This window comes from Bacillus sp. FJAT-27001, from assembly GCF_019039175.1.
Classification (GTDB): domain Bacteria; phylum Bacillota; class Bacilli; order Bacillales; family Bacillaceae; genus Bacillus; species Bacillus velezensis.
Genome location: NZ_JAHOAA010000003.1, coordinates 754,932 through 773,549, shown reverse-complemented (window position 1 = coordinate 773,549; position 18,618 = coordinate 754,932). Strand labels below are relative to the sequence as shown.

Here is an 18,618-nt window from a genome sequence, read left to right as displayed (position 1 = left end):
AAAGCCAAAAGGAGATACGACCATATGAAACGCGGCATTACTTTTGACATCCCAAATCAATTCGGACGGTTTGCGGCAGATATATTACAACCGTTCCCCATCTCTTCCTATACGTGGTTTATCGGTGATGGAGAGGCGTATACGGAATTCAAAGAAGACACCGATACAGACCTGTTTCCGCAAAATCAGCGCATCATTCAGGGTCAAGAACTCCGTCAGCGTCTGGAAGGAAACCCTTATTATATGATTTTTGCTGAATTGAAAGCTTTCCCGGGCGGGATGGTAACGGAAATCAATACGTACGAGGAGTATTTGGAGAGTTCCTGTGAACTTGTGCTTCTCATCGCAGATTGCTCGTATGTAACGTTATATTGCAAAGATCCGGATATGCTCGAAGCCCTTTATCAGCAGGCTGTACAATGCGGATTTCTCCGCGTTGACTATGTTACAGATGAGAATGACGCGAGAACGGGATTGTCTGTCTGATGAAGGTGCGTTCTTTTTATGAAGCGCCTGATAGGGCTTAGGATTCAAAATATTGACAAATTCGTGTGTTTTCAACAAAAAAACAACCCCCTCATGTATACTGAGTGCGTAACTTACATATGAAAGGGGTATGGCAATGAAAATCAGCTTGAAGAAAAAAGCAGGTTTTTGGAAGAAGACGGCGGTTTCGTCACTTATTTTCACCATGTTTTTTACCCTGATGATGAGCGGTACGGTTTTTGCGGCCGGGCTGAATAAGGATCAGAAGCGCCGGGCGGAACAGCTGACCAGCATTTTTGAAAACGGAAAGACGGAAATCCAATACGGATATGTTGAAGCGTTGGATGACGGAAGAGGTTACACTTGCGGGCGGGCCGGCTTTACGACGGCTACCGGAGATGCGCTGGAAGTAGTCGAAGTATACACGAAAGCGGTGCCAAATAACAAATTGAAAAAGTATTTGCCTGAATTGCGACGTCTTGCGAAGGACGAAAGCGATGACATCAGCAATCTGAAAGGATTCGCTTCTGCCTGGCGCTCACTTGGCAATGATAAAGCCTTCCGCGCTGCCCAAGATAAGGTAAATGACAGCTTGTATTATCAGCCGGCGATGAAACGTTCAGAAAATGCCGGACTGAAAACGGCCTTGGCAAAAGCAGTGATGTACGATACGGTGATTCAGCATGGCGACGGCGATGATCCAGACTCCTTTTATGCCCTGATTAAACGCACGAACAAAAAAATGGGCGGGTCACCGAAAGACGGTACTGACGAGAAGAAATGGCTCAATAAATTCTTGGATGTGCGCTATGACGATCTGATGAATCCGTCAGATGAGGACACCCAGGACGAATGGAGAGAATCGGTTGCCCGTGTCGACGTTTTCCGCGATATTGTCAAAGAGAAGAACTACAATTTAAACGGGCCGATTCATGTCCGGTCAAGCGAATACGGAAATTTCACTATTCAATAAACAAAAAAACCCCGCCATATGGCGGGGTTTTACTATTAACCGATGGAGCCTTCCATTTCGAACTTAATCAAACGGTTCATTTCAACTGCGTATTCCATGGGGAGTTCTTTTGTGAACGGCTCGATGAAGCCCATAACGATCATTTCTGTTGCTTCTTCTTCAGAAATACCGCGGCTCATCAAGTAGAAAAGCTGTTCTTCAGAAACTTTTGATACTTTTGCTTCGTGCTCCAATGAAATGTTGTCGTTCAGGATTTCATTGTAAGGGATTGTATCAGAAGTTGATTTGTTATCCATAATGAGCGTATCACACTCGATGTTTGAACGGGCGCCGTCCGCTTTTCGTCCGAAGTGGACGATACCGCGGTATGTTACTTTTCCGCCCTGTTTGGAAATCGATTTTGATACGATTGTGGATGACGTATTCGGTGCAAGGTGAATCATTTTCGCGCCTGCGTCCTGATGCTGTCCTTTACCCGCAAGAGCGATAGAAAGCGTCATGCCGCGCGCGCCTTCACCTTTCAGAATGACAGCCGGATATTTCATCGTCAATTTAGAACCGATGTTTCCGTCAACCCATTCCATCGTCGCGTTTTCTTCACAAACCGTACGTTTCGTTACTAGGTTGTAAACGTTGTTCGCCCAGTTTTGAATTGTTGTATAACGGCAGTAGCCGCCTTTTTTGACGATGATTTCAACAACCGCGCTGTGAAGCGAGTTTGTTGTGTACACAGGAGCCGTACAGCCCTCTACGTAATGAACGCTTGCTTCTTCGTCAACGATGATCAGCGTACGTTCGAACTGACCCATGTTTTCAGAGTTGATGCGGAAGTAAGCTTGAAGCGGTGTTTCAACCTTCACGCCTTTAGGCACGTAGATGAAAGATCCGCCGGACCAAACAGCTGAGTTCAGCGCCGCAAACTTGTTATCAGTCGGCGGAATGACTTTCGCCCAGTGCTCGCGGAAAATGTCTTCATTTTCTTTCAGCGCGCTGTCTGTGTCTTTGAAGACGATGCCTTGCTCTTCAAGATCTTCTTTCATATTGTGGTAAACAACTTCGGATTCGTACTGTGCAGAAACACCGGCAAGGTATTTTTGCTCAGCTTCAGGAATACCGAGTTTGTCGAATGTCTGTTTAATTTCCTCAGGCACTTCATCCCAAGAACGCTCTGAACGCTCAGACGGCTTTACGTAATACGTAATTTCGTCAAAGTTTAAAGAGTTTAAATCCCCGCCCCACTGCGGCATCGGCATGTTGTAGAAATGCTCAAGAGATTTCAGGCGGAAATCAAGCATCCATTGAGGCTCTTCTTTCATGCGTGAAATTTCTTCTACGATTTCTTTTGTCAATCCGCGCTCTGAACGGAAAATGGAAACGTCCTTATCGTGAAAACCGTACTTGTATTCACCAATTTCAGGCATTTTTTTAGCCATCCATTTTCACTCCAATCTTTTAATTGCCGCCTTTTTCGCCAGCGACTCCTTTTTCAAGTGCTTTCCATGAAAGGGTGGCACATTTAATCCGGGCCGGGAATTTCGAAACGCCTTGAAGAGCTTCAATATCCCCGAGATCTATCGAGTCGTCATACTCTTTCCCTTGCATCATGTCTGAGAAAATCTTAGACATGGAAAGGGCGGTATCAATATCTTTTCCTTTAATCGCCTGCGTCATCATGGAAGCTGAAGCCATGGAGATAGAACATCCTTCCCCTTCAAACTTCGCTTCCTGAACGGTATCGCCGTCAAGCTTCATTGTCAGTCTGATCCGGTCGCCGCAAGTCGGGTTGTTCATATCGACGACGATGCTGTCATCCAAAACCCCTTTGTTGCGCGGATTTTTGTAATGATCCATGATCACTTGTCTGTATAATGTATCTAAATTTGCATTAAAAGACATTTGTAAAGTACTCCTTTGTCTTTTGGAGGGCTTCCGCGAGCTTATCGATCTCTTCCTCTGTATTATACAGATAAAAACTCGCTCTCGCAGTAGCAGATACATCCAGCCATTTCATGAGCGGCTGGGCGCAATGATGGCCGGCTCTGACCGCAATGCCCTCAGCATCGAGGACAGTCGCGACATCATGAGGGTGAACCTCATCAAGATTAAATGTCACAAGTCCCGCCCGCTCTTTCGGACCGTATACCGTCACGCCGTCTAGCTGCTCGAAACGGTCAAGCGCATAGGCTGCAAGCTTATGCTCATGCCGGGAAATCTCGTCGAGTCCGATCTCTTCAAGAAAATCAATCGCGGCTCCCAATCCGATCGCGCCTGCGATAATCGGTGTGCCTGCTTCAAATTTCCACGGAAGCTCTTTCCAAGTTGATTCATAAAGCCCTACAAAGTCGATCATCTCGCCGCCAAATTCGGCCGGCTCCATATTCTCAAGCAGTTCTTTCTTGCCGTACAGCACGCCGATTCCCGTCGGGCCGCACATTTTATGGGAAGAAAGCGCGAAGAAGTCGCAATCCAAGTCCTGAACGTCGATTTTCATGTGCGGTGTGCTTTGCGCCCCGTCCACCACGATGACCGCGCCATTGTCATGAGCAATTTTGGCGATCTCTTTAATCGGGTTGATCGTGCCGAGCACGTTTGACACATGAGCGACTGCCACGATCTTCGTATGGCTTGTGACAGTCTGCCGGACGTCGTCTAACGAAAGCGTGCCGTCTTCCTGCATCGGGATATATTTTAAAGTCGCGCCGGTTGCTTTTACTGCCTGCTGCCACGGAATGATATTCGCATGATGCTCCATTTGGGTGATGACCACTTCATCACCGGGTTTTAAGCTGGCGCGGGCATAGCTCAGCGCCACCATATTCAGTGAAGTTGTCGTGCCTTTTGTGAAAATGACCTCAGCCATTGATTTCGCATTGATAAACTTACGGACTTTTTCACGCGCACCTTCATAGCCGTCTGTCGCTCTCGTGCCAAGAGTATGAACGCCTCTGTGGACATTGGAATTGTATTTGCTGTAATACTGATCCACTGCTTCAATGACAGCACGCGGCTTCTGGGAAGTCGCCGCGCTGTCAAGGTACACGAGGTCATGTCCGTTCACTTGCTGATGAAGGATCGGGAACTGTTCACGAATATCGGTGATATTCATTATTTTACTTTCCTTTCGATGACGGAGACGAGCTGTTTCTTAACTCCTTCAATCGGAAGCTCTTTTACCACCGGAGCAAGGAATCCGTAAATGACTAAGCGCTCCGCTTCTTCTTTCGGAATTCCGCGGCTCATTAAGTAGTAAAGCTGGATCGGGTCCACACGGCCGACAGATGCCGCATGTCCTGCAGTTACATCGTCTTCATCAATTAAAAGAATCGGGTTTGCATCTCCGCGTGCTTTTTCACTCAGCATCAGAACGCGGGATTCCTGTTCAGCGTTTGCTTTAGACGCGCCGTGTTCGATTTTGCCGATTCCGTTAAAGATGGAAGATGCGGCATCTTTCATGACTCCGTGCTTCAGGATATAGCCTTCAGAAGCCTTACCGAAGTGGATGATCTGCGTCGTAAAGTTTTCTGTCTGTTCTCCTCTTCCGACAACTACGGTTTTCGTATCGCCGTATGTGCCGTCTCCGTAGAGGTTTGTCGTGTTTTCAGAAATCGTGTCGCCGTCGTTCATCAGTCCGAGCGCCCACTCGATTCTGCTGTCGCGTCCGCGCGCGGCTCCGCGGCGGTTGACGTATGTTGTGACGCCTGCTGACAGGTTGTCAACAGCGCCGTACGTCACGCTGGCATTATCACCTGTGACCACTTCACTGATAATGTTGAATACAGCTTCTTTCGGATTCACCGTGCTGATGTAGTTCTCAACGTATGTGACGGAGCTGTGGTCTTCAGCGACGATCAGCACGTGGTTGAACAATGCCGTGTCATTGCTTTCATGAGCGTAAACGGCCTGAACAGGCGTCTCCACCTGAACGTTTTTAGGAACATAAAGGAATGCCCCGCCGTTCATTAATGCTGCATGAAGCGCAGTCAGTTTATGTTCGTCGACCTTAACGCCGTCTTTCATGAAATACTTCTCAACGAGGTCGCTGTGCTCACGGGCAGCCGTTAAGATGTCCGTAAAGATGACGCCTTTGTCTTTCAGTTCTTTAGAAAGAGAAAGGAAAGCGGGCGTTTGGTCACGCTGCACGTATAACGTTTTGTCTTCGTTTTCGATATCGATCAGCGCTTTTGCTTCATCAGCTAAATCTTCTAAAGAAGCAAGCGGCGCATTTTCTACTGTATGCTTGTTGAACTTTGTAAAGTTCCAATTTGTGATTTTTGTTTTATCAGGCTTAGGCAGCGGCAGATCGTCAGCTTTTTCAAGAGCCTGTAAGCGCAGGTTTTTCAGCCAGGCAGGTTCTTGATGCTTTTCGGAAAAGCCTTTGACATATTCCTGATCTACGGATAGTTTCGTTTCCAATGTCATGATTATCCCCCTAACGCTTACGCTTCTTGGCCTACAGTTTCGTCTTCAATGCCTAGTTCTTGTTTAATCCAGTCATAACCTTCCGCTTCAAGGCGCTGTGCAAGCTCCGCGCCGCCGGATTTCACTACGCGTCCCTGCATCATAACGTGAACGACATCAGGCGTGATGTAGTTCAGAAGGCGCTGGTAGTGAGTGATCATTAAGCAGCCGAAGTTTTCGCTGCGCATTTTGTTGATTCCTTTAGAAACGACTTTAAGCGCATCGATATCAAGACCTGAATCGATCTCGTCAAGTATGGCGATTTTCGGCTCGATCATCATAAGCTGAAGGATTTCGTTGCGTTTTTTCTCCCCGCCTGAGAAACCTTCGTTCAGGTAACGCTGCGCCATTTCAGGGTCCATTTCAAGGAACTCCATGTTTTCGTCCATTTTGCGGATGAATTTCATAAGAGAAATTTCATCGCCTTCTTCACGGCGTGCGTTAATCGCAGAGCGAAGGAAATCGGCATTTGTCACACCGCTGATTTCGCTTGGGTACTGCATCGCCAGGAAAAGACCCGCCTGAGCGCGCTCGTCCACTTCCATTTCCAGTACATCCTTGCCGTCAAGCGTGATGCTGCCTTTTGTAACTTCGTATTTCGGGTGTCCCATAATCGCTGCTGAAAGCGTGGATTTACCGGTACCGTTCGGCCCCATGACAGCGTGGAATTCGCCGCCTTTTATTTCAAGGTTTACACCTTTTAAGATCTCTTTTCCTTCGATTTCAACGTGAAGATCCTTGATCGTTAATGTTGAAGCAGCCATATCTATACCTCCAAAATATATAATCATTATTCTCAATTTATTCTCATTCTAATTTTATAACAAATGAAAAGTAAATACAACTTTTTATATTACCCGGAACATTCCTAAAGTTTATCAAAGATCAAGGCGTAATTAAAGCTGTTTGAAACAGAAAAAGGGCGGAAATCCACCCTTTTTTACTGACCGATTTTCTCATTAAGCTGCGCTGCGAGGAACTTGCTTTTTTGATATTCAAGCTCCCTCTGCCGTTCGACTTCCATCCTTTTTGAAAGACGCCGTCCGTATTCCTCGTAGCCGATGCCGTGTGACTTCTGCATCGCTTTTTCCATTTCAGGCGTATAGTCAAGGTCCAGTCTCTCGTGGCTGGTGCAGATAATGAATCAATCCCTTCATATATTTGTTTCTATTGTAACAATGATCCGCTGCTCCGGCCAAAGAGTGTGTGCCCCTGAATCCTTTCGAATGTGCCGGAAACCGGCGCTCGCTTTATCTGAAAAACGGTATTCACACGATTGCTCATTCTAATGCGTCGTATGTCCGAATTCCTGAATGCACTGCTGCACGAGGGTCACTCCCTGACTGAGAGCCGCGCCGCCCCCGAATGCCGCCGCGACGCTGATGACCTCAAGGATGTTTTCTTCTGTGGCCCCTTGGTCAAGGCAGCCCTTCGTATGATAAATCATGCAAAATTCATCTTGAGCGCTGATGCTGATACCCAGAGCGATTAATTGTTTCTCTTTTTCAGTTAATGAATCCGCTGAGAAACACTGTTCAGTAAATTCATTAAACTTCCGCCCCATCATCGGCATTTTTTGTTCAAATATGCCTAAACCTTCTTTGTATTGTTTTAACGCGTCATGCACGCTTTTGCCGTTATCCTGGTATTGAGCCACTGCCATTCCCTCCAATAAGTTAACCTTCCCTTTTATTATGGACAGTTCTCCGATTAATACCCGAAAAAAACCCCGGATGACTCATCCGGGGTTTTCGCTTTATTCAGATACGGGAAGCACGGCTCCGTCGTATTTTTTCTCAATGAAGTCTTTGATTTTCTTAGAGTGAAGCACTTCCATAAGCGCTTTGATTTTCTCTGATTTTTCGTCACCTTTGCGTACGGCGATGATGTTTGCATACGGGTTGTTTTTCGTTGATTCCACTTCAATCGCGTCTTTTAACGGATTCAGTTTGTTTTGAATCGCATAGTTGACGTTAATGAAGACTGCATCGCCTTCTTCTTCATTATATGCTTTCGCCGTTAATTCAGGGGCGATTTTTTTGAATGTCAGGTTTTTCGGGTTTTTCGTAATGTTTTTCGTAGTCGCTTCAATCGTTTTCACCTTCGGATCAAGTGTGATCAGTCCGGCTTTTTCAAGCATCGCCAGCATACGGCCTTGTTCAGCGACATTGTTAGTCATGATGATGGTCGCGCCTTTAGGCAGGTCTTTCAGTGATTTGTATTTTTTCGTGTAAATTCCGAATGGCTCAAGGTGAACGGCTCCGGCATTCACGAGTTTGTAATCTTTATTTTCCTTCATTTCCTGTTCAAGGTAAGGAACGTGCTGGAAGTAGTTCGCATCCACTTCATTATCAGCTAACGCTTTGTTGTACATTTTGTAATCGTTCAGCACTTTTACTTTTAATGTGTAGCCTTTTTCCTTCAAGAGCGGTTCCGCTTCTTTTAAGATTTCAGCATGCGGTGTTTTTGTCGCGGCGACGACGATTTCCTTTTTATTCGAGCCGTTTGATCCGCAGGCGGCCAAAACTCCCGCGAACACAAGCAGCAGCGCACTTAATACAATCTTTTTCAATGTAAATCCTCCCTTATCTTTTGTCTATTATATTTGTAATTACATCACCGATAATCTGAATGATAAAGACGATGATGAGTATAAATACTGTCGCTACAAACGTTACATCCGTATTATTGGACTGGTAGCCTTCTACATATGCAAGGTTTCCGAGTCCGCCTGAACCGATGGCGCCGGCAATGGCGGTAGATCCGATCAGGGCGATGGCCGTAACGGTGATGCCTGAAATTAACGCAGGCATTGATTCAGGAATCAGCACTTTGAAGATAATCGTCGATGTCTTTGCTCCCATTGATCTGGCAGCTTCGATGACTCCTTTATCGACTTCCCGGAGCGCAATTTCCGCAAGACGGGCGTAAAACGGCGCGGAGCCGATAATCAGCGCCGGCAATGCGGCGTTCGGTCCTAAAATCGATCCGACCAAAATCTTAGTAAAGCCGAGAAGCAGAATAATTAAAATAAGAAACGGAATAGACCTGAAAATATTAACGACCGCCGCAATCACGGTGTTAATGATTTTATTTTCCCATAAGCTTCCCTTGCCCGTTAAAAAGAGCAGAAGACCGAGAACCGCTCCGATGATAAATGAAAAAACTAAAGCGATGACCGTCATATAAAGGGTCTCGTATGTGGCCGTCCACAGCTCGGTTATATCAACGTTCGGGAACCATTTTTCAAACATTTGTGATCACCTCTGCTTCTACCTGTTTGTCTTTGATGAACCGGATCACGTTTTCTACTTCTTTTTCCTGACCGTCAATATGAATGAATAAAGAACCGTAGGCTCCGTCCTTCGTCTGTGAAATTTTCCCCTGCAGAATATTGACGTCCACATCAAAGTTTCGGATCATTTCCGTAATGAGGGGCTGCTCGGCTGCCTGCCCGACAAATGAAAGCTGAATCGTTTTTCCTGTCGCTGTTTCCTGCAGAAAATGCTGGATGGTTTCTTTCGTCTCCTCTGGTTCTGTCACCTGCTGAACGAAACGCTTGGTCATCGGTTCGCGCGGGTTTCTGAAAACTTGGAGTACTTCGCCTTCTTCAACGACTTTCCCGTTTTCCATGACTGCGACTCTGTTGCAGATTTTTCGGATGACGTGCATTTCATGGGTAATGAGCACGATCGTCAGGCCGAGTCTGTCATTTATATCGGATAAAAGATCCAAAATTGAATCGGTCGTCTGCGGATCGAGCGCTGATGTCGCTTCATCGCACAGAAGGACTTTCGGATTATTGGCGAGCGCCCGGGCGATGCCGACACGCTGCTTTTGACCGCCGCTCAGCTGCGACGGATAAGATTTTTCTTTCCCCTCTAATCCGACCAGTTTAATCAATTCATCAGCGCGGCGGACCCGTTCGCTTTTTTTCACGCCGGCGATTTCCAGCGGAAACATAATGTTCTCCCGGACGGTGCGCGACCACAGAAGGTTAAAATGCTGGAAGATCATGCTGATTTCCTGGCGCGCTTTTCTCAGCCCGCGGCTGCTTACTTTATTTAATTCCGTCCCCGCGACTTCCACGGTTCCCGACGTCGGCTTTTCAAGGCCGTTCAGGAGACGGATTAAGGAACTTTTACCAGCTCCGCTATATCCTATAATTCCAAATATTTCGCCCTTTTTGATATCAAGAGTGACATCTTGGACAGCATTGACATCCCCATGCTTCGCTTTGTAAATTTTTGAAACATTTTGAAGATGGATCAAAGCAATCACCCGCCTTACACTATTCTAAGAAATCTTCCGGGTTTCTCCGCAAAAGAAAAGCCTTTCTGCAAAAATGAGCAGAAAGGCTTATTGAAAAAGGCCTTTCTCTCATCTTTCAAAGCAGACCGCTTCGAGTGAATTGGCACCATTTCAACATTGTTGATGGTTGCCGGGCTTCATAGGGCACTTCCCTCCACCTCTCTTGATAAGAGAAAACATATCGTATTTTCGTCCGGAAATTCTTACTGTAGAATAGCACGGCGAATGATAAAAAGTCAATAAAATAAATATTGGAAGCTATTGTCACATAGTAGATTGAGTTACGGCCGTTTACTGATCGCCTGAAAAAATCCGTTTGTCAGCCAGAGGATGGCCTCCAGCTTCAGCAGAGCTCTGAATGATCCTTTCACTTTGAGTTTTCCGCTTTGGATAAGCTTTTGCAAAGAGACATCACCATGCAGAAGATGAATGATTTCCGTCTGGTTTCCGTAAAAGGTCAAATTAGATTTTTCCTTTGAAACCGACGTTTTTCTCATTTCTCCCTGTCCGTTAATTGAGACCGTTAAGGCTTCTGTTTCTCCTTGGAATGTAATCAGCAGCGTTGAGGCGTTTAATAGCGGTTTCAAAAACAGATGCTGTCCGTCATTCTCTGAAACTTCTATTTTCTCCACTCGTATAACCTCCCGTTTTAATGGCCATACATACACTTTCTCTTTTTAACGGACAGAACCCTTTATAAACCGCACGACATTTTCCTGTAAATATTGTCACATCGGGAACGTTTGCGATGTTTTTTGTTTAATCAGCTCATATAAATAGGAAACGGAGCGGAAGGCGTATCCTTTCTCAACAAGCTCTCCGCCTTTAAACAGCAAAAAGCACGGAACGCTTTCAATCTGATAGGCTTTGGCGAATGCGGGGGAATAATTCACGTTGTTTTTATAGAAGGCGGCGCCGGGCAGCATTTCTTCGACGACAGTTAGCATTTTGGACGCCAGCTGGCATGTGCCGCAAAACGGGGTGTACAAATACAGGAGATAAACGTCATCCTGAATCGATTCGAGTTCATTTTCTAGGAGTTCTTTCATGTTTACCACCTCAGGTCGTTCTTTTTCAAAAATACAGTGTCAGCATCAAAGCCGGCTCTGATCAGCACAGATGCGAGATGATGGCCCGGGCACGACTCGACTTGCCTGTATGTTCTGTCTATATAAATATGGCGCGCTTCGGGAAGCTCCCGTTTCAGCTGTTTTCTTAATTTTTCTCCGGAGTCATCTGCGTCCGTTAAAATATAGACGTCTCTGTCAAACAGGCGGTCCGCCAAATCTTCCAGTTCGGTTTGGCCGATCGTTCCGTTTGTACAGACGATTTCCGCGGGTTCGATGAGCACTTCCCTGACTTTGATTTTATCAGATTTTCCTTCTACGATAATGACCTTTTCATCTCCGTTGTACATAAGCGCGTCACCTGCCGATTGTTTTAGCGTCAGATTGAAAAAGAAGGCAGTGAAATTCACCGCCAACTGTTAACACCAGCCATTCTCATAATCGCAATCGACATATTTCGGATCGCTGCCGTTTATGACATCGGCTGTTTTATAAAATTTTTGATTTTCAAATGAAAAGCCCTGTTTGAGCTCGTACTGGTCCATGCCTGTCATCTCGCCGATGGCTTCATTTTCATGAAATAAGGAAAACCGGCCGTTTTGAAAGCGGCCCGTAACGTTCTCCGTCACATCGACCTTTTGTTTATCAAAAGCCATTTTAGACACCTCCCGTTACAGATAGAATGTCCAAATGGCCCCTTTGCTATCCGATCAGTCTTCTTGTGTCATTTCGTCATATTGCTCGGAAGTCATGAGGTTTTCGATTTCTTCAGCATCAGCCGGTTCCACGACGATCATCCACGCTTTTTCATACGGAGACTCGTTTACGAATTCAGGACTGTCATCAAGGTCTTCGTTCACTTCCGTCACCGTTCCGTTAATCGGTGCGTACAGTTCGGAAACGGTTTTGACGGATTCCACGCTGCCGAATGGCTCGTCCGCTTTAATTTCGGCGCCGACTTCCGGAAGCTCGACAAAGACGATGTCGCCAAGTTCGGCTTGCGCGAAATGTGTAATCCCGATGCGGGCTTTTCCGTCCTCAACTTTGACCCATTCGTGCTCTTTGGAATAACGCATATCTTTCGGTGTGCTCATCTAAATCCCTCCATTTTTTTCTTATAATAAGAAGATACCATAATTCTTTGAACCTGGCATTACATCCAATATTTTTCGAATTGGTCTTCTTTAAAGCCGACAGTGACTTTTTCGCCGTCTGTCGTAATCGGGCGTTTCAGGAGCATACCGTCTGATGCCAGGAGTTCGAGCTGTTCATCCTCTGACATATGGTACAGTTTTTCCTTTAAGTTCAGCTCGCGGTATTTCATTCCGCTCGTGTTGAAAAACTTTTTGAGCTCAAGACCGCTCTTTTCATAGAGGTCTTTAATTTCTTCTTTCGACGGAGTTTCCTCCGCGATATGTATTTCGTTTATTTCCTTACCGCGGTCTTCCAGCCATTTTTTCGCATTACGGCACGTTCCGCATTTAGGGTACCAGTAAAAATTTAACGACATCTTCTTCACCCCTTGTAAATGATCGTCGTTATTTTAACACAATCACTTGTAAAAACCTATAACGTTGCTTCATGAAAAAGCGCCCCTGATGAAGGAGCGCTTTCAGCATGTGATCAGACCGTATATTTTTCTTCACGGAAGACGGCGGCTGCCGCTTCACGTTTTTTCTGAATGAGGTTTTTCGGCGTCAGGCGCGTCAGTTTGCGCAGCACGGAAAGCATCATGCGGAGGGAATCTCCTTCCTCCATGGCGATCAGTGATTCTTTGGCGTGCGCTTCAATGTTCTGAAGGGCTTCCTGGGCAAAGATTTCCGTATATAACAGCTTCTGCGCAGCTTTTTCGGCACCGTCCGCTGCAATTGCTTTTTCCGTTCTGAGGACCGCTGATTCCAAAGCGTACAGCGCGCTGACAATATCGGCAATGTTCACCATGATTTCCTGCTCGCCTTCGATCTCTTTGCCGTATTTCTGCGCCGCGAGACCCGCTGTCAAGAGGGCGATCTTTTTCGCCTGTCTGACAATGTATTTTTCCTGTTCAAGAGGTTCTGAGCCCGGCTCTTCAGGCATCAGCATCATGAGTTCTTCTTGGAGCGCTTTTGCTTTTTCAAAGAGCGGCAGCTGACCTTTTACTGCTTTTTTCAGGAACGTGCTCGTTACGATCAGGCGGTTGATTTCATTTGTGCCTTCAAAAATTCTGTTGATTCTTGAGTCGCGATAGGCGCGCTCCACTTCATATTCCTGCATAAATCCGTAACCGCCGTGAATTTGAACGCCTTCGTCGGCAATATAATCAAGCGTTTCAGAACCGCACATCTTGTTGAGCGAGCATTCAATCGCGTACTCGGCGATTGACTTCGCGACTTCGCGTCCGTCTTTTTGCTCCTCTTCCGTCAGTCTGCTCATATTATCTTCGAATAAGCCCACTGTTCTGTATACAGAGCTCTCCATCGCGTAAAGCCGAGCTGACATCGTCGCAAGCTTTTCCTGAGTGAGCGTGAAGCTTGAGATCGGCGTTTTAAATTGCCGGCGCTGGTTTGCATAAGCGGCAGACAGCTCAATCACCCGTTTTGAAGCGCCGATTGTGCCGACGGCAAGCTTGTAGCGCCCGATATTGAGGATATTAAAAGCGATGACATGGCCTTTTCCGATTTCGCCGAGAAGGTTTTCTTTTGGGACTTCCGCCTGATCTAAAATCAGCGTTCTTGTCGATGAACCCTTAATCCCCATTTTTTTCTCTTCCGGTCCCGTTGACACGCCCGGATAGTTCTTTTCTACGATAAATGCAGAAAACTTATCTCCGTCCACTTTAGCGTAGACGACAAAGACATCTGCAAAGGCGGAGTTTGTAATCCATTGCTTTTCTCCGTTAAGAATATAGTGTGTGCCCGCTTCATTCAAAACAGCCGTGGTTTTCGCGCCGAGGGCATCTGAACCTGAACCGGGCTCAGTTAAGGCGTATGCCGCGATTCTTTGTCCTGAAGCCAAGTCCGGCAAATAGTTTTTTTTCTGTTCTTCCGTTCCGAAGAACACGATCGGCAATGAGCCGATCCCGACGTGAGCGCCGTAAGACAGCGAAAAGCTGCCGGCACGTGAAAACTTTTCCGTAATGAAGGCTGAACTGATTTTATCCAGACCGATTCCGCCGTACTCTTCAGGCACGTCTGCTCCGAGGAGGCCGAGATCTCCGGCTTTTCTCAGCAGTCTGACCGAATGCTCGAACTGATGGTTTTCAATTTCATCGATATAAGGAAGCACATCGTTTACGACATAGTCTTCTGTCGTTTTGCCGATCATTTTGTGTTCGTCTGTAAAGTCCTCCGGAGTGAATATTTGATCATATCCCGTCTCTTCAATCAGAAAGCTGCCGCCTTTTTTGACGTTGACCGTTTCCTGTTTCATGTTCGTTTCCCCCTTTTTTTAAATGAGTTCAAATACGCCGGCAGCGCCCATGCCGCCTCCGATGCACATCGTCACCACGCCGAATTGCTCGTTTCTCCGTTTCATTTCATGAATGAGTGACAGGGTCAGCTTCGTTCCCGTGCATCCGAGCGGATGTCCGAGCGCGATGGCGCCTCCGTTGACGTTCACCTTTTCTTCATCTATCCCAAGCGATCTGATGACTTGAATGGCCTGTGAAGCAAAGGCCTCATTCAATTCAAAAAGCCCAATATCCTGTAATTCGAGTCCGGCAAGCTTGAGCGCCCGCGGAATGGCTTCAATCGGACCGATCCCCATTACCTCAGGCGGAACGCCGCCTACGGCAAAGGAACGGAATTTGACAAGCGGCGCCAATCCGAGCGACGAAGCTTTTTCGCGATCCATCAGCATGACAGCCGCCGCGCCGTCACTTGTTTGTGAAGAGTTCCCGGCCGTCACGGTTCCCGTTTTAGAAAAAGCCGGACGGAGCTTCGCCAAGACATCAGCCGATGTGCCGGGACGAACGCCTTCATCTTGAGAAAAGGTAAATTGTTTTTTCCGCGGCTTATGGTCATCACCGACTTCTGTCAGCGATACTTCAACCGGCACGATTTCGTCATTGAATTTCCCTTCTTTAAGGGCTTTTGCGGCATTCTGATGGCTGCGGACGGCAAATGCATCCTGGTCTTCTCTGGATACGCCGTACGTTTCGGCTACCTGCTCCGCTGTGTGCCCCATGCTCATGTAATACTCAGGCGCATGCTCCGCCAAAGCGATATTCGGGCGGGTCACATGTCCCATCATCGGAACTTGCGACATGGATTCCGCACCGCCCGCAATAACGGTGTCTCCCGCGCCGATCATGATTTTTTCAGCACCGTAAGCGATGGATTGGAGCCCGGAAGAGCAGTAGCGGTTCACCGTAATGGCCGGCACCGTATGAGGAAGCCCCGCCAGCGCACCGATATTCCGCGCCATATTTAATCCTTGTTCGGCTTCAGGTGTTGCACATCCGATAATTAAGTCATCGATATTTCCTTCATAGCCGCCTGCCCGTTTCAGCGTTTCTTTTACACAAAGCGCGCCTAAATCATCAGGACGAACGGCTGCAAGCGATCCTTTTTTCGCTTTACCGACCGGGGTTCTCGCACCGGCCACAATGACTGCTTCTCTCATAAACACCCTCCTAGTTCCGTAAAGGTTTGCCTTTGACGAGCATATGCTGCATTCTCGCTTGAGATTTCGCCTCGCCAGCGAGGCTTAAAAAGGCTTCTCTTTCAATCTCAAGTAAATATTCTTCTGAAACCTCCGTGCCGAACGGGACTCTTCCGCCGGCAATGACATGGGCCAGCTTCTTCGCAATCTTCATATCGTGATCGGATAAATAACCCGACCGTCTCATTTGGTCTGCTCCGAGCAGTAATGCCGCACATCCGGTTTCCCCGGTGACTTTCACTTTTTTGCGGGCAGGCGGGCGGTATCCGCTGTCATATAAGGAAGCAGCCAGCTGTTTCGCATCGTGCAGCAGGTGATCCTGATTCATGCTGACACGATCAGCCGCGGACAAAATCTGCATATCACGGGCTTCGTGTGCCGAACCGGACACTTTGGCAAGCGCGATTGTTTCGAAGGTTTTAATCGCTGCGTCCATCAGTTCACTTCCGCCGTCCAAATAATTCATGTACAGCTCTTTGTTTCCTCCGCCGCCCGGAATAAGACCGACGCCGGTTTCAACGAGACCCATATACGATTCGCTCGCCGCCTGAACGCGTGCCGCCGGGAGACAGACTTCCGTGCCGCCGCCGAGTGTCATCCCAAATGGCGCCGCTACAACGGGTTTAGCGCTGTATTTGATGTTCAGCATCGTCTGCTGAAAACGGCGGATGACAAAATCGACTTCCATGAAGTTATCATCCTGAGCTTCCATCAAAATCATCGCAAGGTTTGCCCCCGCGCAGAAATGTCTGCCTTGGTTACCGATGACAAGACCTTTATAATTCCGCTCCGTTTCCTCAAGCGCATTGTCAATCATCTGAATAATGTCTAAGCCGATCGCGTTGCTTTTCGTATGAAATTCCAGCAGCGCGACATCATCGCCGAGATCAATCAGACTTGCTCCGCTGTTTTTAGTGATAACGCCTTTTGTTTCTTTTAACGTTTGCAGGCTGATCCGTTTCGGATTTTCTTTCACAGCCCTGTATTGGCCGTCTGAATAGTAAAATGGTGTTCCGTTTTCCTTCATATAAAATGTTTCATGGCCCTGATCAAGCATTTCTTTCACCCAGCCGGGGAGTGCTGCGCCTTCTTCTTCGAGCCGCTCCGCTGATTTTCTGACGCCGATGGCATCCCACATCTCAAACGGTCCGAGCTCCCATCCGAAGCCCCATTTCATGGCGTCATCAATTGCTTTGATATCATCAGCGATCTCACCTAAAAGCCGGGCTGAGTATAAGAGTGTTTGCGATGTAATATTCCAAAGCAGGCGTCCGGCGCGGTCATCAGAGTATATAAGCGCTTTCATTTTGCCTTTGGCGCCCTTTGCCTGTTTGGCGGCTTCTAAAGCGGGCGTCTTCATTTTCGAGCGCTCACCGTATGTCATGGTCAGCGGATCGAGTTCATATATTGTTTTACCTTCTTTTTTGTAAAAACCTTGGCCTGATTTGCTGCCCAGCCAATTGTTTTTCAGCATGTCATTCATAAATTCAGGAAGCTTAAACATGTCTTTTTCAGCGCCGTCGGCTTTATCATACACATTTTTTGCCACATGGGCGAACGTATCAAGCCCCACAACGTCAAGGGTTCTGAAGGTCGCGCTTTTCGGTCTGCCGATCAAAGGCCCGGTCACCGTGTCCACCTCGCCGATGCGGCAGCCGGAAGAAAGCATTTCTCTTACCGTGACCAGCAGGCCGTACGTACCGATGCGGTTGGCGATAAAGTTAGGCGTGTCTTTTGCGATGACGACCCCTTTCCCGAGCGTGTTTTCTGCAAATGAAGTCATAAACTCCAGCACGTCAGGATCTGTTTCCTGAATCGGAATGATTTCCAGAAGCTTTAAGTAGCGGGCCGGATTAAAGAAATGGGTTCCTAAGAAATGAGCTTTAAAATCGGCAGATCGGCCTTCCGCCATTTTTGTGACGGAGATACCGGACGTATTGCTCGACACGATGCTTCCCGGTTTCCGGTATTCATCAACGAGTGAGAAAATCTGTTTTTTTACGTCAAGATTTTCGACGACGACTTCAATAATCCAATCAGCATCCTTCAATTGAGCTGCGTCATCTTCCAAATTCCCCGCCGTTATATAGTCGAGATTGGCAGCCGAAGTCAGCGGCGCCGGTTTTTGCTTCAGCAGCTTTTGCATGGCCGATCGGCTCAGCCTGCTGCGGACCTCCGGGCTTTCTAATGTCAGCCCTTTTTTCATCTCATCCTTTGTCAGCTCGTTTGGCACAATATCAAGCAGCAGGACGGGAATTCCGATGTTAGCCAAGTGCGCGGCAATTCCGGACCCCATGACGCCTGATCCGAGAACGGCTGCTTTCTTTATAAACTTGTGCATGAGTCATCCCCCTTGAACTTTGAATGAATAGTCATTCATTTTTTCGGCAAAAAAAATGAAACCCTTTTCTTCTTACATCTTAAAAGATTTTCAGGATGACTTCAATAGCAAATATGGAATTTTTTTAAATTTTTCTGCTTCCGCATGTTCCGTGGCGCGGGCGGGAAACTTAAACCCGGAGGTGAAGGGAATGGTGCGAGGGAGAAAAGATCCGTCTTCTGCCGCAGTGAGCGCGGCCAGCATGAAAGGAAATGCGGGACCGAAGCAAAAATACGGCGGCGGCAAACGGACGAGCCAAAATCAGCAATATAAAAAAGACAACATGGAATAACATGCTGCGG

General features: G+C 47.2%; 22 protein-coding genes and 1 riboswitch. Of the genes, 3 read left to right on the top strand and 19 right to left on the bottom strand.

Going from position 1 to position 18,618, the window contains the following annotated elements:
- The first annotated feature begins 24 nt into the window (after positions 1-24).
- Both BGM27_RS14100 and csn read left to right on the top strand, forming a co-directional pair.
- Positions 25-486: a DUF2691 family protein gene (locus BGM27_RS14100; protein WP_007410091.1), complete on the top strand. Its 462-nt coding sequence runs from the start codon at positions 25-27 to the stop codon at positions 484-486.
- A gap of 136 nt (positions 487-622) precedes the next feature.
- A complete protein-coding gene (csn, locus tag BGM27_RS14095; RefSeq protein ID WP_003151879.1) occupies positions 623-1,459 on the top strand; it encodes a chitosanase in 837 nt (278 codons plus the stop codon).
- 35 nt (positions 1,460-1,494) lie between these two features.
- On the opposite strand, the gene sufB is transcribed toward csn, so the two are convergent.
- From sufB to BGM27_RS14000, 19 genes are all read right to left on the bottom strand, one after another.
- Positions 1,495-2,892: a Fe-S cluster assembly protein SufB gene (gene sufB, locus BGM27_RS14090; protein WP_007410090.1), complete on the bottom strand. Its 1,398-nt coding sequence runs from the start codon at positions 2,890-2,892 to the stop codon at positions 1,495-1,497.
- 19 nt (positions 2,893-2,911) lie between these two features.
- Entirely contained in the window at positions 2,912-3,355 is a 444-nt protein-coding gene (gene sufU, locus BGM27_RS14085; RefSeq protein WP_003151877.1) for a Fe-S cluster assembly sulfur transfer protein SufU, read from the bottom strand.
- Positions 3,345-4,565 (bottom strand): cysteine desulfurase SufS, encoded by a 1,221-nt coding sequence (gene sufS / locus BGM27_RS14080; RefSeq protein WP_007410089.1) that lies wholly within the window; start codon positions 4,563-4,565, stop codon positions 3,345-3,347. The genes sufU and sufS overlap by 11 nt, the downstream gene beginning before the upstream one ends.
- On the bottom strand, positions 4,565-5,878 hold the full coding sequence (gene sufD, locus BGM27_RS14075) for a Fe-S cluster assembly protein SufD (protein WP_007410088.1): 1,314 nt from the start codon (positions 5,876-5,878) through the stop codon (positions 4,565-4,567). The genes sufS and sufD overlap by 1 nt, the downstream gene beginning before the upstream one ends.
- Positions 5,879-5,895: 17 nt before the next feature.
- Positions 5,896-6,681, bottom strand: coding sequence for a Fe-S cluster assembly ATPase SufC (gene sufC / locus BGM27_RS14070; protein ID WP_003151872.1), 786 nt, complete (start codon positions 6,679-6,681; stop codon positions 5,896-5,898).
- Positions 6,682-6,857: 176 nt separating this feature from the next.
- Complete coding sequence (locus BGM27_RS14065; protein ID WP_003151857.1) at positions 6,858-7,010, bottom strand: YuzK family famiily protein; 153 nt, start codon at positions 7,008-7,010, stop codon at positions 6,858-6,860.
- 192 nt (positions 7,011-7,202) lie between these two features.
- Positions 7,203-7,580: a carboxymuconolactone decarboxylase family protein gene (locus tag BGM27_RS14060; protein ID WP_031306536.1), complete on the bottom strand. Its 378-nt coding sequence runs from the start codon at positions 7,578-7,580 to the stop codon at positions 7,203-7,205.
- Positions 7,581-7,673: 93 nt separating this feature from the next.
- Complete coding sequence (gene metQ / locus BGM27_RS14055; protein WP_007410087.1) at positions 7,674-8,489, bottom strand: methionine ABC transporter substrate-binding lipoprotein MetQ; 816 nt, start codon at positions 8,487-8,489, stop codon at positions 7,674-7,676.
- 13 nt (positions 8,490-8,502) lie between these two features.
- Positions 8,503-9,171, bottom strand: a complete 669-nt coding sequence (locus tag BGM27_RS14050; protein ID WP_007410086.1) for a methionine ABC transporter permease — start codon at positions 9,169-9,171, stop codon at positions 8,503-8,505.
- A complete protein-coding gene (gene metN, locus BGM27_RS14045) occupies positions 9,164-10,189 on the bottom strand; it encodes a methionine ABC transporter ATP-binding protein MetN (protein ID WP_003151850.1) in 1,026 nt (341 codons plus the stop codon). The genes BGM27_RS14050 and metN overlap by 8 nt, the downstream gene beginning before the upstream one ends.
- A gap of 105 nt (positions 10,190-10,294) precedes the next feature.
- Positions 10,295-10,401, bottom strand: a riboswitch (SAM riboswitch).
- Between the two features lie 108 nt (positions 10,402-10,509).
- Entirely contained in the window at positions 10,510-10,860 is a 351-nt protein-coding gene (locus BGM27_RS14040; RefSeq protein WP_007410085.1) for an SCP2 sterol-binding domain-containing protein, read from the bottom strand.
- Between the two features lie 96 nt (positions 10,861-10,956).
- Positions 10,957-11,277 carry a thioredoxin family protein gene (locus BGM27_RS14035; RefSeq protein ID WP_007410084.1) on the bottom strand — a complete coding sequence of 107 codons (321 nt, stop codon included), beginning with the start codon at positions 11,275-11,277 and terminating at the stop codon, positions 10,957-10,959.
- A gap of 2 nt (positions 11,278-11,279) precedes the next feature.
- Positions 11,280-11,645, bottom strand: coding sequence for a toprim domain-containing protein (locus BGM27_RS14030; RefSeq protein ID WP_007410083.1), 366 nt, complete (start codon positions 11,643-11,645; stop codon positions 11,280-11,282).
- A gap of 69 nt (positions 11,646-11,714) precedes the next feature.
- Complete coding sequence (locus tag BGM27_RS14025; RefSeq protein ID WP_003151845.1) at positions 11,715-11,951, bottom strand: YusG family protein; 237 nt, start codon at positions 11,949-11,951, stop codon at positions 11,715-11,717.
- Between the two features lie 54 nt (positions 11,952-12,005).
- A complete protein-coding gene (gcvH, locus tag BGM27_RS14020) occupies positions 12,006-12,389 on the bottom strand; it encodes a glycine cleavage system protein GcvH (RefSeq protein ID WP_003151844.1) in 384 nt (127 codons plus the stop codon).
- A gap of 59 nt (positions 12,390-12,448) precedes the next feature.
- On the bottom strand, positions 12,449-12,805 hold the full coding sequence (locus BGM27_RS14015) for an arsenate reductase family protein (RefSeq protein ID WP_003151843.1): 357 nt from the start codon (positions 12,803-12,805) through the stop codon (positions 12,449-12,451).
- Positions 12,806-12,918: 113 nt separating this feature from the next.
- The gene (locus BGM27_RS14010; RefSeq protein ID WP_007410082.1) at positions 12,919-14,703 is read right to left on the bottom strand and encodes an acyl-CoA dehydrogenase family protein; all 1,785 of its coding nucleotides are present in this window, start codon (positions 14,701-14,703) and stop codon (positions 12,919-12,921) included.
- 18 nt (positions 14,704-14,721) lie between these two features.
- Positions 14,722-15,897, bottom strand: a complete 1,176-nt coding sequence (locus tag BGM27_RS14005) for an acetyl-CoA C-acetyltransferase (protein ID WP_003151841.1) — start codon at positions 15,895-15,897, stop codon at positions 14,722-14,724.
- 10 nt (positions 15,898-15,907) lie between these two features.
- On the bottom strand, positions 15,908-18,277 hold the full coding sequence (locus BGM27_RS14000; protein WP_007410081.1) for a 3-hydroxyacyl-CoA dehydrogenase/enoyl-CoA hydratase family protein: 2,370 nt from the start codon (positions 18,275-18,277) through the stop codon (positions 15,908-15,910).
- Positions 18,278-18,467: 190 nt separating this feature from the next.
- Between BGM27_RS14000 and BGM27_RS13995 the strand changes: the two genes are divergently transcribed.
- A complete protein-coding gene (locus BGM27_RS13995; protein WP_003151836.1) occupies positions 18,468-18,608 on the top strand; it encodes a YuzL family protein in 141 nt (46 codons plus the stop codon).
- Positions 18,609-18,618 lie beyond the last annotated feature (10 nt).

Coding starts and splice junctions, on each gene's coding strand:
- BGM27_RS14000 (WP_007410081.1), bottom strand. CDS start 18,277: ATGCACAAGTTTATAAAGAAAGCAGCCGTTCTCGGATCAGGCGTCATG.
- sufU (WP_003151877.1), bottom strand. CDS start 3,355: ATGTCTTTTAATGCAAATTTAGATACATTATACAGACAAGTGATCATG.
- BGM27_RS14035 (WP_007410084.1), bottom strand. CDS start 11,277: ATGAAAGAACTCCTAGAAAATGAACTCGAATCGATTCAGGATGACGTT.
- BGM27_RS14050 (WP_007410086.1), bottom strand. CDS start 9,171: ATGTTTGAAAAATGGTTCCCGAACGTTGATATAACCGAGCTGTGGACG.
- BGM27_RS14005 (WP_003151841.1), bottom strand. CDS start 15,897: ATGAGAGAAGCAGTCATTGTGGCCGGTGCGAGAACCCCGGTCGGTAAA.
- BGM27_RS14025 (WP_003151845.1), bottom strand. CDS start 11,951: ATGGCTTTTGATAAACAAAAGGTCGATGTGACGGAGAACGTTACGGGC.
- BGM27_RS14065 (WP_003151857.1), bottom strand. CDS start 7,010: ATGGAAAAAGCGATGCAGAAGTCACACGGCATCGGCTACGAGGAATAC.
- BGM27_RS14015 (WP_003151843.1), bottom strand. CDS start 12,805: ATGTCGTTAAATTTTTACTGGTACCCTAAATGCGGAACGTGCCGTAAT.
- sufB (WP_007410090.1), bottom strand. CDS start 2,892: ATGGCTAAAAAAATGCCTGAAATTGGTGAATACAAGTACGGTTTTCAC.
- csn (WP_003151879.1), top strand. CDS start 623: ATGAAAATCAGCTTGAAGAAAAAAGCAGGTTTTTGGAAGAAGACGGCG.
- BGM27_RS14060 (WP_031306536.1), bottom strand. CDS start 7,580: ATGGCAGTGGCTCAATACCAGGATAACGGCAAAAGCGTGCATGACGCG.
- sufD (WP_007410088.1), bottom strand. CDS start 5,878: ATGACATTGGAAACGAAACTATCCGTAGATCAGGAATATGTCAAAGGC.
- sufC (WP_003151872.1), bottom strand. CDS start 6,681: ATGGCTGCTTCAACATTAACGATCAAGGATCTTCACGTTGAAATCGAA.
- BGM27_RS14100 (WP_007410091.1), top strand. CDS start 25: ATGAAACGCGGCATTACTTTTGACATCCCAAATCAATTCGGACGGTTT.
- gcvH (WP_003151844.1), bottom strand. CDS start 12,389: ATGAGCACACCGAAAGATATGCGTTATTCCAAAGAGCACGAATGGGTC.
- BGM27_RS14010 (WP_007410082.1), bottom strand. CDS start 14,703: ATGAAACAGGAAACGGTCAACGTCAAAAAAGGCGGCAGCTTTCTGATT.
- BGM27_RS14030 (WP_007410083.1), bottom strand. CDS start 11,645: ATGTACAACGGAGATGAAAAGGTCATTATCGTAGAAGGAAAATCTGAT.
- BGM27_RS13995 (WP_003151836.1), top strand. CDS start 18,468: ATGGTGCGAGGGAGAAAAGATCCGTCTTCTGCCGCAGTGAGCGCGGCC.
- sufS (WP_007410089.1), bottom strand. CDS start 4,565: ATGAATATCACCGATATTCGTGAACAGTTCCCGATCCTTCATCAGCAA.